We start from the raw sequence: 13,083 nt of genomic DNA on the forward strand, positions 1-13,083 counted from the left end.
GCACCCGGTTGACAGGTCATCGCCTCGGTCTGCGCCACCACGGTCGCGCGGGTGGGACCTCGTCGGGGGCGGGCATCCGCGCCCGACGGCGCGCCGCCCACTCCGCGACTTCGGCGTCGACGTCGCGGAGTGCGGTGACGACGGGCGGTCCGCCGAGCAGCTGCATCCGCGCGAGTTTCACCCGTCGGTTGAAGTCCTCCACGGCCTCCCGCACATCCTCCTCCCGCGAGAGGGCGTCCAGCCTCCCCGTCAGCTCGGCGTCCTCGACCCGCAGAGTCAGCGCCGGTGGTCCGAGCCCGGTCAGCTGCTCGCGTTCGATCTTGCGACGGATCCACCAGTTCGGGTCGTGGGCACGTCCGAGATCGGGGAGGGGCTTGCCGGCGCCGGGGAGGTCGTCGAAATCCCCGCGCCGGATCGCCTGCTCGATGGCGACGTCGACGTAGGCGGCACGGGCTCGGGCGTGGGCCGTGGGTGTGGCTGGAGGCTCCTCGACAGCCTCGGGTGCCGCATCCGCGGACTCCTCCTGCTGCAGCCGCTCGACGCGATACCGTGCCGCGCGAAGTCGGGGATCCTCCATCCGCACCTCCTGTTTCCACGGTACGCACCCGCGGTGAGACCGGCTCGATCCGGTCTCACCATGGGTGCTGCTCTCAGCCCCCCGTGACGTTGTCGTAGGCGCGCATCGCCGCTGCCTGCGCGTCGGCGAGTGCTTCCTCCGCGTTCTTGTCGCCCAGGAGCGCCGCGGTCACGGCGTTGTTCAACTCGTTCTGGATCTCCTGACCGACGGGGGAGGAGCCGAACGATTGGCCGTAGTCGAGGACGTCGTAGTAGGTGGCGATGACCTGGTCGAAGTCGTCGTTGCCCGACGGCACGACGTACTGATCACGGATGGCTTGATCTGGACCCGGGGCTCCGGTGAACAGGCCGGTGTTGATGCCGCCGTCGGCCTCGCGGGTCGCCGCTCGCGCCTCGGCCGCGGCCATCCACGCGTTCTCGCTCGTCACCTCGACGAGCCACTCGCACGCCGCAGCGGCGTTCGCGGCTCCCGCGGGGATGACGAAGGCCTGACCACCGGTGACCGAGAACGGGTTCCCTTCGCTGTCGAGGAACGGCACGGCCTGGATGGCGATGTCGTCGATGTAGGGCGAGAGGACGTTCGGGTACCACTGCGCGTTCACCTGTGCGCCGACCTGGTCGGCGACGAACTGATTCTGGTCTCCGAAGGTGTCGAAGGAGTCGGTGAAGCTCTTCACCTCCGCGAAGCCGCCCTGCGCGTCACTGATCTGCTGGAGCATCTCGATGCCCGCGATGTTGGACGGGTCGTCGAGGGTCGGCACGCCGTCCGCGTCGGTCAGCTGACCGCCCATGCCGAGGATCCACAGCGGCGCCTGGCCGGTGGCCACCGGGTCGAAGCCGAGGCGCGTGGGCACGCCGCCGGACTCCTGGTAGACCTTCGCGATCGCCTCGAGCAGGACGTCCGGCTGCGAGGTGTCGATCTCCTCGTTCGCCACGCCCGCCTCATCCAGCACCGCGCGGTTCACGATGATCGCCGGCGGCTGGTAGAACTGCGGCACGCCCCAGACCTGGTCCTCGTAGCGAACGTCGTCGACGACGAACGGGTACCAGTAGTCATCGGGGGTGACGTCCTGTTCGGCGAAGCAGTCGTCCATCGGCAGCACGAGGCCCTGGGCTGCGTAGGTGGTGACGAAGCGCCGGTCCATCTGCACGACGTCCGGCACATCGCCGCTCGCGATACGCGTCGTGAATTTCTGGGCGTCGAAAGCGGTGGCGTCGAGGTCGACCTCGACGTCCGAGACCTCGCCGGCGGCGTAGTCCAAACGCGCCTGTCCGACGTCGTCGGCGTTCTCGAACCCCCACACACTGAGAGTGCCCGCGGCGTCGGCGCCGAAGTCGACGTCTTCGGCCGTCGCGCCGCCTCCGCCGCCGCAACCGGTGATCATGAGGAGGGATGCCGCGCCGAGAACGGCGATGCCTGTGCGCTGTCGAGACATGAGATTCCTTTCCCTTGGTGGTACACGTGGTGCATCCGGCGAGGATCGCTCCGACGTCATCCCTTCCGCCCCTGGGTGGCGACGCCCTCGATGAAGTAGCGCTGCCCGAAGGCGAAGAGGATCAGCATCGGAAGTGTGACGAGGAGGGAGGCCACCATCACGTACTGGTAGTCGCCCTGGCCTCCCGCGGTGGGGCTGTACTTCGTCATGGCGTAGGCGATGCCGAGCGGCGCCGTGAAGTCCTCCACCCCGCCGGCGTTGAGATAGATCAGCGCGGCCTGGAGGTTGTTCCAGCTCGCCTGGAACTCGAAGAGGAACACGATGATGAAGGACGGGATCGACAGTGGCATCGCGATGCGCCAGAACAGGCCCCAGTTGTTGACGCCGTCGAGCTTGGCCGCCTCGAACAGCTCACGCGGAAGCCCGAGGTAGAACTGACGCTGCAGGAAGATGTAGAACGCCGACCCGAACAGGTTCATCCCCCACAGCGGCACCCAGGTGCCGAGGAACCCGGTCTCTTTCCAGATCAGGTAGATCGGGATCATCGTCACCGCGCCGGGAAGCATCATCGTCGCGAGGACCAGCCCGAACAGCACCCCCCGGCCGGGGAAGCGGAAGTACGCGAACCCGAACGCCACGATCGAGCTCGAGATCGCCACGGCGGTCGCCGCAAGAAGCGCAATGGCGATGCTGTTCCACATCCAGCTGAGGAGCGGCAGCTGATTCCACACCTCGACGTAGTTCTCGGGCACGAAGGTGCGCGGGATGAGCGCGTTGTCGAAGACCTCGCCGCGAGGCTTCAGGCTTGCGGCGACGAGCCAGACGAACGGATACAGGAACAGCAGTGAGAAGAGGATCAGCGCGACGGCGAGGACGACTCTGCCCGCCAGCGTCTTCGGCTGCGACACCGCGCGGCGCCACCGAGAGCGGGGGGCGGGTGCACCTTCTGCTGCCGCCGCGAGTTCCGGCGTGGGACGAGCGACGCCGGGCGTCTGAAGTGTCGCCGACATCAGCGGTCCCCCTCGTAGTAGACGAATCGGTTGCCGAACTTCACCTGGATGAGCGTGATGACCATGATGATGACGAACAGCAGCCATGCCATCGCCGCGGCGAAGCCGAAGTTGAACTGTCGGAACGCCTGTTGGAACAGGTAGATGGCGTAGAAGAGCGAGGCCTCCGGTGAGGAATTGCTCTGGTCGCGCCAGAACAGCAGGTACGCCTGGTCGAAGATCTGGAATGCCGCGATCGACAGGACGATGACGTTGAAGAACATCGCGCCCGAGATCATCGGCAGGGTGATGGAGAAGAACTTCCGCACGGGTCCCGCGCCGTCGAGGGAGGCGACCTCGTACAGCTCGACGGGGACGTTCTTCAGAGCCGCGAGGAAGATCACCATCGTCCCCGCGACCGTCCACAGCGTCATCAGGACGATGCTCGGCTTGACCCAGGCCGGGTCGACCAGCCACTGAGGCCCCTGGATGCCGAAGATGCGCAGAAACTGGTTGATCGCGCCGGAGTTGCCGTTCAGCAGGAGGAAGAACACCGCTGCCGTCGCTACGGCGGGGGTCATCTTCGGCAGGTAGTAGAGCGTCCGGAAGATCCCTGCGCCGCGGCTCGCGCGTGCGAGCAGCATCGCCAGGAAGAGGGCGAAGATGATCTCCAGCGGCACCGCCATCACCACGTAGAAGAGCGTGTTGGCGAGCGAAACGCCGACCCTGGGGTCTTCGAACAGGTTGGCGTAGTTGTCGAAACCGACCGGCCGGGCGCTGTTCGTGGCGAGGTTGTAATTGCTGAAGGAGATGTAAAGGCTGTACGCCATCGCCCCAGCCGTGAAGATCAGGAATCCGATGATCCACGGGGAGATGAACAGGTAGCCCGCGATCGCCTCGCGCCGGTTGTACCGGTCGCGTGCTGCGGGCGCGCGCCGCGTGATGACGCTCATGGCCGCACCCGCGGCATCCGTCGATGATGCATCGGTCCTCCTCTGAGATCCTTCGGACCGTAGGCGCCCGGAGAGTCCGTCGGCAATGTGCTTGCCAACGAGGAGAAGTTGTGTCTAGTTGCCGAACCGTACTTGCCGTCGGGGGCTCATCAGTGCATCGACGACGCCCGCCAGCAGCACGACCGTCGCGGCGAGGAACGGCAGCGTCAGCGCGGCATCCGTCCCCACGTATTCCGCAACGATCCCGGCGACGGCGGTCGAGGCTGATTGGCCGACCACGATGCCGGAGCCGAGCATCGTCATCACCGTCGACGAGCGCCCGAGAGGGCTGCGACGGGCGGCGAGGCTGTATTGCGTGACGAGGGTCGGGCCGATCCCTACACCGATGACGAGGAGGGTGAGGGTCATGGCCATCACGCTCGTCACGAACGGCAGCGCCAGGGTGCCGGCGACGAGGATGGCGGCGAAGACGATCCAGCGCGCACCGAGGCTGAACCGAGCGGGGAAGGCCGCGACACCCAGGGCCAGCGCCGCCGAGCCGAGACCCATGGCGCCGTAGACGACACCCGCCTGCTCAGCGATGCCGCGGTCGGCCATGAACGAGGTCAGCGAGGTGAGCATCGTGCCGAAGAACAGGCCCATTCCGAGAGCGCCCACGACGGGTGCGGCGACCCGGGTGAGCTCGCGCACGGGAGCCGGCGCAGGAGTGCCGCCACGCACACCGGCCTCGACACGGGCGGACGGATGCAGCGCGAAGGCAGATACGAAGATCACCGCCAGGCCGGCAGCGCCGAGGACCGGTGCGACGGGATCGAGCGTAGCGGCGAGGACGCCGACGATCACGGGGCCGAACACGAAGACGATCTCGTCCGCGGCGGACTCGTAGGCCATGGTACCGCTGACCACGGCGTCACGGCGGGCCGGGTCGATGGCCCGGGCGATGATCCCCACGAGGCGGCTCCTCGACAGCGGGGCGACCTGGGGCGTGGACGCGCCGATCAGGAAGCCGGCGGCCAGCACTGCCACATCGGGGACCGGCGCGAACGCCAGCCACGCGATCGCGACGAGAAGCAGGCTGTTGACGAGCCCCGCGCACAGGAGCACCCGTCGCTGGCCGAACCGGTCGGCGGCGGCCCCGAGGAGCGGGCCGAACATCGCGGTGCCGAGGCCGGTCACCGCGGCGGTCACGCCCCCGAGGGCGAGCGATTCGCGGGCCGAGACGACGAGAGTCAGAAGCCCGACGACCACCATCGCGAACGGCAGACGCGCCACGAGCGCGATCGGGAAGTACGACAGGCCCGCGGCCCGGATCAGTGTCATCGGGCGGCGCGCGGCAGAAGAAGTCATGTGCATCAGGTCGATTCGGTCGGCCGCCGGATCGTCCGGCGGCGTTTCGTGCCGCCTTTGCGCGAAGCGCGAGGTGATGCACAGAGCACCTCGAGTCTACCAAGGGCGCCCGCGACGCAGCATCCGCGGCGGTCAGGGAACTCCCAGGATGCCGCGGCAACCGCGGAATCACGCGCGTTCGTCGCGTCGTCGGACCGCGCACGCAAGCCAGGGCGCCATCCGATCGAAGGGACTCTCCGGATCACCCCACGTGCGGCGGAAGTCGCACACGACAGATGGAAGGAAATGAGAATGCGTAAGAACATCACTCGCGCCGGAGTCCTCACCGCAGGCCTCGGCATCGCCGCTCTGACCGTGACCGGCTTGGCGCTTCCGGCCAACGCCGACACCGTGTCGAGTGCCGACGAGACGCAGACCACCGTGTCGGCTCTGACGACCCTCGAGGCCTTCCAGGACATCCTGAACGACGCGCTGCAGGCCAGCGGCAATGCGACCGAGACCGGCGACCTCAGCATCGACGGTGTCGACGGCGGACTGATCAACGGCCCGATCGTGAGCGGCTCGGTGATCGATGACGTGGCCAACGGCCCCATCCTGTCGGGCAACGACACCCCGGTCGTCTCGGGCAACGAGGTGCAGGCTCCGGTCGCTTCGGGCAACGAGACCTCGGTCGACGCTCCGGTCGCCTCGGGCAACGAGGTCGCCTCGGGCAATGACACCGACACGTCGGTCGGCGACGTGGGTGCGTCGGTGGGCGGTGTCGTGGGTGACGTGGGGGCCTCGGTCGGCGACGTCGTCGGCGATGTCTCCGGTGAGGTCGACGGCCTCGTCAGCGGCCTGCTCGACTGAACCCCCTGAACGGACGCTCCTCCTGGGCGTCATGACGAAGCGGCGCCGGCGATCCGGCGCCGCTTCGGCGTGTTGTGACGGCGGACCGCGTCAGGAGACCTCGTCCCGCCACGAGTGGCGAGGCTCGTAGCCGAGCATCCGACGCGCCCTGTCGATCGACAGCAGAGTGTCGTTCACACCGACCTCGCCGCGCACCTCGACGTCGGGGAACACCTCCGCGAGCAGCTCGGCGTTCGGGCGGCTCATCACAGTGTCGGCCGCGGCGATGATGAACGCCTCGAAACCGGGTTCGGCCACACGAAGGGCCCGTTCGATCGCCTGGGCGCCGTCGCGCGCGTCGATGTACCCCCAGAGGTTCCACTTCCGGAGCCGGGCGTCGGCGTCGAACGAGGGGAACTCGGCGTAGTCCTCGGGAACCATGACGTTCGAGAACCGCAGCGCGGTGATGGACAGCTCGGGGTGCCAGCGCACGAGCTCCCGCGCCATCCGCTCCTCGAGGGTCTTCACCAGCGAGTAGATGCTCTCGGGGCGCGGCTCGTACTCCTCGTCGACCGGGGCGTACGGCGGCGGCACGTCGAAGGGGAGGCCGAGCACGGTCTCGCTCGATGCCGCGACGATCCGGCGCACGCCCACGCGGATGGCGGCGTGGAAGACGTTGAAGGTGGCCGTCATGTTGTTGTGGAAGGTCGCCACGTCGCTGCGAAGTCCCGGTGCGGGGATCGCGCCGAGGTGCACCACGGCGTCGACGCCGTCGTGCTGGTCGTTCACCGAGCCGAGGGCGTCGACGACCTGGCCGTAGTCGGTGAGGTCGACCTGGACGAACCCGGGGCCGCGGACGCCCGCGACGTCGAGGCCGATGACCTCGATATCGCCGGCGCGCAGCTCACGGGCGACGACCGTGCCGAGCTTGCCGGAGGAACCAGTGAGTGCGATGCGCATCTGATCACCTTGCCACGGCCGGCGATGGCGACGGCACCCGACGACGCGCGACCCGCCCGGTAACCTCGGTTGCCATGACCGCTCCCGACGACCAGCGCGCTCGCCTCGGCATGCGCGAGGTCGCAGCCGAAGCCGGCGTCTCTCCGCAGACGGTGTCGCGGGTGCTCAGCGGTCACCCCCATATCCGCCCCGAGACGCGCGCGCGGGTGCTCGAGACCGTGAGCCGCCTCGGCTACCGGGTGAACAACGCCGCCCGCGCGCTCGGCACGCGATCCACCCGAACGCTCGGTGTGCTCGCCTCCGACGCCGCCCTCTACGGACCCGCGGTCGGCATCGCCGCGCTCGACGCCGCCGCCCGCGAGCGAAGCCGCTGGATCGCGACCGCGTATGCGGACGCCGACAGCGAGGCATCCGTGATCGCCGCCGCCGACCGCCTTCTGACGCAGGGGGTCGACGGAATCATCGTGCTGGCTCCGCATCTGACGACCTCGGCGGCGTTGCGGGACGCTCATCCCGACGTACGCGTGGCCGCCCTCCACGAGGGGCCGGGCGCGAAGCGACAGGCCGAGGGTGCGGCCGCGGCCGTCCGCCACCTCGTCGGCCTCGGCCATCGCCGGATCGCACGGCTCGCCGGTCCTGCGGCGTGGAGCGAAGCGGTCAGCCGCGAGGCGGGCGCGGTCGCTGCCCTCGACGAGGCTGGTCTGGACACGACGGTGCGCTGGGAGGGGGATTGGACCGCTGCCACGGGGGCGGCACTCGGTGAGGTGATCGCGGCCGCGGCGCAGAAGCCCGACGGGCCGACGGCGATCGTGGCCGCCAACGACCAGATGGCGCTGGGCCTGATCTCGGGGCTCCGCGCGGCGGGTGTGGAGGTTCCCGGCAACGTGAGCGTGACCGGGTTCGACGACAATCCCGATGCGGCGTTCTATCTTCCCGCCCTCACCACCGTGCGTCTGGACGTCGCGGGCGAGGCGCGGCGTGCTGTCGCGGAGGTCCTGGGAGGGGTCGACGCGCCGGCACATCCGGCTGCTCCCACCCTCGTACCGCGGGCGTCGACCACCCAGCCCCCGGCGCCGACGCCGTAAGCGGATCAGGGTCGCGGGCTCTGTACCCGCACGAGTGTTACCGGTAACATGGCATGCCTGCGCTCTCGCGCATCCGCCACCGAGGGAGGAATCGTGCCCCGCACCGATGCTGCGACACCGTCTTTCGACCCAGACGTCCACGACGCCATCGAAACCGTCCGTGCTGACGTCGCCCGCCTCCACGGCGAACTCGTCCGGTACGGGCTCGTCGTCTGGACGGGTGGGAACGTCTCCGGCCGGGTGCCGGGCGCCGATCTCTTCGTCATCAAGCCGTCCGGTGTCTCGTACGACGACCTCGACGCGCAGAACATGATCCTGTGCGATCTCGAGGGCAACGTCGTGCCGGGGTCGTCGGGGAGCGAGCGAAGCCCGTCGAGCGACACCGCCGCGCACGCGTACGTGTATCGGAACATGCCGGAGGTCGGCGGTGTGGTCCACACCCACTCGACCTACGCCGTCGCGTGGGCCGCGCGCGGGGAGGAGATCCCGTGCGTCATCACCGGCATGGCCGACGAGTTCGGAGGTCCGATACCGGTCGGCCCGTTCGCCATCATCGGCGACGACTCGATCGGCCGCGGGATCGTCGAGACGCTTCGCGGGCATCGCTCCCGAGCGGTCCTGATGCGCAACCACGGCCCCTTCACCATCGGCGTCTCCGCCAAGGACGCGGTGAAGGCCGCCGTCATGGTCGAGGACGCCGCGCGGACGATCCACATCGCACGACAGGGTGGTCCCGTCATCCCGATCCCGCAGGACTCGATCGACCGGCTCTACGACCGATATCAGAACGTCTACGGCCAGAGCACCGACGAGCGCCGTGACGAGGATGCCCGATGAGCGCGGATGCCGTCACCGCCGGTCGGACGGCGCTCGGCATCGAGCTCGGCTCGACCCGGATCAAGGCGTGCCTCGTCGACGCCGACGATCCGACGCGGGTGCTCGCGGTCGGCTCGCACGCCTGGGTGAACCGCTTCGAGGGGCGCATCTGGACATACGCGCTCGACGACGTCTGGGAGGGCGTGCGCGGCGCCTACGCCGACCTGGCGGCGGATGTCGAGAGGCGGCACGGCGTCGCCCTCGAGACGGTGGGCGCCATCGGCATCTCAGCCATGATGCACGGCTACCTCGCCTTCGATGGCGAAGGCGAGCTGCTGACTCCGTTCCGCACGTGGCGCAACACCACGACCGGACCCGCCGCCGAAGCGCTCTCCGCGGCGTTCGGGCAGAACATCCCGCTCCGGTGGTCGGTCGCCCACCTCTACCAGGCGGTTCTGGACGGTGAACCCCACGTCCCCGAGATCCGCTCCCTCACGACCCTCGCGGGATACGTCCACGGGCAGCTGACGGGTGAGCGGGTGCTGGGCGTGGGAGACGCGTCCGGGATGTTCCCCATCGACCCCGCGACCCGCGACTACGACCTCGGACTCATCGCGATTTTCGACGAGATGGTCGCCGAGACGGCCCCGGGCCTTCGCATCGCCGAGCTCCTCCCGCGGGTCCTGAGAGCGGGTGAGCGCGCCGGCGCACTCACCGACGCCGGGGCGGCCCGGCTCGATCCCACCGGGCGGCTGCGTCCTGGCATCCCGTTCTGTCCTCCCGAAGGCGATGCCGGAACCGGGATGGTGGCGACGAACGCCGTCGCGCCGCGCACCGGGAATGTGAGCGCCGGCACGAGCATCTTCGCCATGGTCGTGCTCGAGGGCGCGCTCGCGGCCGCGCACCACGAGATCGACATCGTCACCACGCCCGCCGGCGACCCGGTGGCGATGGTGCACTGCAACAACGGCGCGAGCGAGCTCGCGGCGTGGGCGGGGATGTTCGGCGACTTCGCCGAGCGCGCCGGGACGCCGCTCTCCTCCGATGAGGTCTTCGAGAGCCTCCTCCGCGAGGCGGAGACCGGCGATCCCGACGCCGGCGGCCTGATCGCCTTCAACCACCTCTCCGGTGAGCCGATCGTCGGTCTCGACGAGGGGCGGCCGCTGTTCGTGCGGACGCCCGACAGCAGGTTCACGCTCGCGAACGCGATCCGCGCGCAGCTCTACGGCATGTTCGGCACGCTCGCTCTCGGAATGCGCGTGCTCTCGGACGAGGGTGTCGCGATCGACCGCATGTTCGCCCACGGCGGGGTGTTCCGCACCGCCGGAGTCGCCCAGCGGTTCCTCGCCGCCGCGATCGACACCCCCGTCGCCGTCGGCGAGACCGCGAGCGAAGGGGGCCCGTGGGGGATGGCGGTGCTCGCCGCCCAGCTCCTGCGCGCCGACGGAGCGACTCTCTCCGACTACCTCGGCAGGCACGTCTTCGCCGACGCGGAGACGGTGACCGTCGATCCCCGACCCGAGGATGTCGCCGGGTTCGCCCGATACCTCGGCCGATACGAGGCGGCGCTCGCCGTCGAGCGCGCCGCTGTCGCCGCCCTCTGACCACCCACCCGAAGGAACACCGTCATGCCGTCACTGTCCACCTCTCTCGACGCCTACGAAGTGTGGTTCGTCACCGGAAGTCAGACGCTTTACGGCGAGGAGACGCTCCGCCAGGTCGCCGAACAGTCGCAGGCGGTCGCCGGGGGGCTGGACGGCCTCCCCGTCCGTGTCGTCTGGAAGCCCGTGCTGAAAGACGCCGACGCGATCCGCCGGCTTGCGCTCGAGGTGAACGCGCGGGACGAGGTCGTCGGCATCATCGCCTGGATGCACACGTTCAGCCCGGCGAAGATGTGGATCGCGGGGCTCGACGCCCTGCAGAAGCCGCTGCTGCACCTGCACACCCAGGCGAACGTCGAGCTGCCCTGGGCGAACATCGACTTCGACTTCATGAACCTGAACCAGGCCGCCCACGGCGACCGCGAGTTCGGCTACATCCAGACCCGACTCGGCGTTGCACGCAAGACCGTCGTCGGGCACGTGTCGAACCCGGCCGTCCGTCAGCAGGTCGAGGACTGGCAGCGGGCCGCGGCGGGCTGGGCGGCCGTCCGCTCGCTGAAACTCGCGCGCTTCGGCGACAACATGCGCTACGTCGCCGTCACCGAAGGCGACAAGACCGAAGCCGAGGTGCGCTTCGGCGTGCAGGTCAACACGTGGGGCGTCAACGAGCTCGCCGAAGCTGTTGCCGACGCCTCGGCGGCCGACATCGACGCGCTCGTCGACGAGTACATGGCTGCCTACGATGTCGCCGCCGACCTGCTCCCGGGCGGCGACCGCCATCAGAGCCTCCGTGATGGCGCCGCGATCGAGGTCGGTCTCCGCTCCTTCCTCGAGGCGGGTGGCTTCGGCGCGTTCACCACCTCCTTCGAAGACCTGGGCGCGCTCACGCAGCTCCCCGGCCTCGCCGTGCAGCGGCTCATGGCCGAGGGCTACGGCTTCGGGGCAGAGGGAGATTGGAAGACCGCCATCCTCGTCCGGCTGGCGAATGTCATGGGCGCCGGACGGCCCGGTGGCGCGAGCCTGATGGAGGACTACACCTACGACCTCGTCCCGGGGTCCGAACGCATCCTCGGTGCGCACATGCTCGAGGTCGCACCGTCGCTGACCACACAGAGGCCGCGCCTTGAGGTGCATCCCCTGGGGATCGGCGGCAAGGCCGATCCCGTCCGGCTCGTGTTCACCGCCGACCCGGGACCAGCCCTTGTCGTCGCGATGAGCGACATGCGGGATCGGTTCCGCCTGGTTGCCAACGTCGTGGAGAACGTCGGTGCCCCAGACCTTCCGCGGCTGCCCGTCGGCCGCGCGGTGTGGAAGCCGGCTCCCGACTTCGCCACCTCGGCGGCCTGCTGGCTTGCGGCGGGCGCCGCGCACCATACTGTGATGACGACGGCTGTGGGCGTGGAGGTCTTCCGCGACTTCGCTGAGATCGCCCGCACCGAGCTCGTCGTGATCGACGAGCACACCACCGTCCGCGACTTCCAGCGGGAGCTCCGGTGGAACCAGGCCTACTACCGACTCGCGCAGGGAATCTGACTTCTATGGCATCGCACCCCGTTTCCGGCACGCAGCACTCCCTTCGCGCGGGCGATTACGAGGCGTGCATCGCCAGCGTCGGCGCGACCCTGCGGTGCCTGACCTTCCAGGGCCGCGACCTCGTCGTCCCCTTCGGCGCCGACGAGGTGCGTCCCTCCTACCGCGGGGCGACGCTCGCACCCTGGCCGAACCGCGTCGTCGACGGCATCTTCACCTTCCGTGGCGTCGAGCGCCGGGTCGCGCTGACCGAGCCCGCGCGAGGGCACGCCCTGCACGGCCTGGCGTCGTGGCTCGACTTCGAGGCGATCGACAAGGGGCCGAGCCACGTCACCCTGGCGGCGACCGTTGTCGCGCAGACCGGCTACCCGTGGGAGCTGGGGATGGAGACGACCTTCCAGCTCTCCGCCGACGGTCTCACCCAGACCGTTCGCGTGCACAACCACAGTGACGAGCCGGCGCCGTGGGGCACGGGCCCCCACCCCTACCTCGTCGCCGGCCCGGGCCTCGTCGACGAGTGGACCCTCGAGCTCCCCGCCGACGAGGTCCTCACTGTCACCCACGACCGGCTGATCCCGATCTCGCTCGAACCGGTCGAGACCGCCGACGGCGAGCGGTTCGACTTCCGTCGTGCGCGGCGGATCGGCCAGATCGAGATCGATCACGCCTACACCGGCTTCGCCCGCGACGACGACGGCTTCGCCACGGTCCGGGTGACCTCGGCCGACGGCACCGGGGTTGCGATGACGTGGGACACCGCCTGTCCGTGGGCGCAGATCCACACCGCCGACAAGCCCGACAGGGCGGTCTCGCGCCTGGGGCTCGCCGTCGAACCGATGACGTGCGCCCCCGACGCGTTCAACGCCGACCGCTACGACTTCGACGCCGGTCTCATCGAGCTGGCGCCGGGGGCGTCATCCGAAGCATCCTGGCGGATCTTCGCGCTCGCCTGAGCGCGCGTC

The 13,083-nt window shown here is 69.4% G+C and carries 12 protein-coding genes; 6 read left to right on the forward strand and 6 right to left on the reverse strand.

Annotation, left to right across the window (positions count from 1 at the left end; genetic code table 11):
- Nucleotides 1-16: 16 nt before the first annotated feature.
- From HDC37_RS08855 to HDC37_RS08875, 5 genes are all read right to left on the reverse strand, one after another.
- Nucleotides 17-577 carry a DUF1992 domain-containing protein gene (locus HDC37_RS08855; RefSeq protein ID WP_179560024.1) on the reverse strand — a complete coding sequence of 187 codons (561 nt, stop codon included), beginning with the start codon at nt 575-577 and terminating at the stop codon, nt 17-19.
- Between the two features lie 73 nt (nt 578-650).
- On the reverse strand, nt 651-2,012 hold the full coding sequence (locus tag HDC37_RS08860; protein WP_179560025.1) for an ABC transporter substrate-binding protein: 1,362 nt from the start codon (nt 2,010-2,012) through the stop codon (nt 651-653).
- A 56-nt stretch (nt 2,013-2,068) separates the two neighbouring features.
- Entirely contained in the window at nt 2,069-3,022 is a 954-nt protein-coding gene (locus HDC37_RS08865) for a carbohydrate ABC transporter permease (protein ID WP_179560026.1), read from the reverse strand.
- Nucleotides 3,022-3,954, reverse strand: a complete 933-nt coding sequence (locus HDC37_RS08870; RefSeq protein ID WP_179560027.1) for a carbohydrate ABC transporter permease — start codon at nt 3,952-3,954, stop codon at nt 3,022-3,024. Before HDC37_RS08870 ends, HDC37_RS08865 begins: the two co-directional genes overlap by 1 nt.
- A gap of 114 nt (nt 3,955-4,068) precedes the next feature.
- Entirely contained in the window at nt 4,069-5,301 is a 1,233-nt protein-coding gene (locus tag HDC37_RS08875; protein WP_257021381.1) for an MFS transporter, read from the reverse strand.
- Nucleotides 5,302-5,592: 291 nt separating this feature from the next.
- On the opposite strand from HDC37_RS08875, the gene HDC37_RS08880 reads away from it, so the two are divergent.
- Nucleotides 5,593-6,150 (forward strand): hypothetical protein, encoded by a 558-nt coding sequence (locus tag HDC37_RS08880; RefSeq protein ID WP_179560029.1) that lies wholly within the window; start codon nt 5,593-5,595, stop codon nt 6,148-6,150.
- Between the two features lie 90 nt (nt 6,151-6,240).
- On the opposite strand, the gene HDC37_RS08885 is transcribed toward HDC37_RS08880, so the two are convergent.
- Complete coding sequence (locus tag HDC37_RS08885; protein WP_179560030.1) at nt 6,241-7,089, reverse strand: NAD(P)-dependent oxidoreductase; 849 nt, start codon at nt 7,087-7,089, stop codon at nt 6,241-6,243.
- 74 nt (nt 7,090-7,163) lie between these two features.
- Here HDC37_RS08885 and HDC37_RS08890 point away from each other — a divergent pair, with 74 nt between their 5' ends.
- From HDC37_RS08890 to HDC37_RS08910, 5 genes are read left to right on the forward strand one after another with little or no spacing between them, the layout of a single operon-like run.
- Nucleotides 7,164-8,174 carry a LacI family DNA-binding transcriptional regulator gene (locus HDC37_RS08890; RefSeq protein ID WP_179560031.1) on the forward strand — a complete coding sequence of 337 codons (1,011 nt, stop codon included), beginning with the start codon at nt 7,164-7,166 and terminating at the stop codon, nt 8,172-8,174.
- 48 nt (nt 8,175-8,222) lie between these two features.
- Complete coding sequence (locus tag HDC37_RS08895; protein ID WP_179560032.1) at nt 8,223-9,011, forward strand: L-ribulose-5-phosphate 4-epimerase; 789 nt, start codon at nt 8,223-8,225, stop codon at nt 9,009-9,011.
- Nucleotides 9,008-10,594, forward strand: a complete 1,587-nt coding sequence (locus tag HDC37_RS08900) for a xylulokinase (RefSeq protein WP_179560033.1) — start codon at nt 9,008-9,010, stop codon at nt 10,592-10,594. Before HDC37_RS08895 ends, HDC37_RS08900 begins: the two co-directional genes overlap by 4 nt.
- Before the next feature lie 24 nt (nt 10,595-10,618).
- Nucleotides 10,619-12,124, forward strand: a complete 1,506-nt coding sequence (gene araA / locus HDC37_RS08905; RefSeq protein WP_179560034.1) for an L-arabinose isomerase — start codon at nt 10,619-10,621, stop codon at nt 12,122-12,124.
- Between the two features lie 5 nt (nt 12,125-12,129).
- Entirely contained in the window at nt 12,130-13,074 is a 945-nt protein-coding gene (locus HDC37_RS08910) for an aldose 1-epimerase family protein (protein ID WP_179560035.1), read from the forward strand.
- Nucleotides 13,075-13,083 lie beyond the last annotated feature (9 nt).

The organism is Microbacterium sp. AK009, from assembly GCF_013410955.1.
Classification (GTDB): domain Bacteria; phylum Actinomycetota; class Actinomycetes; order Actinomycetales; family Microbacteriaceae; genus Microbacterium.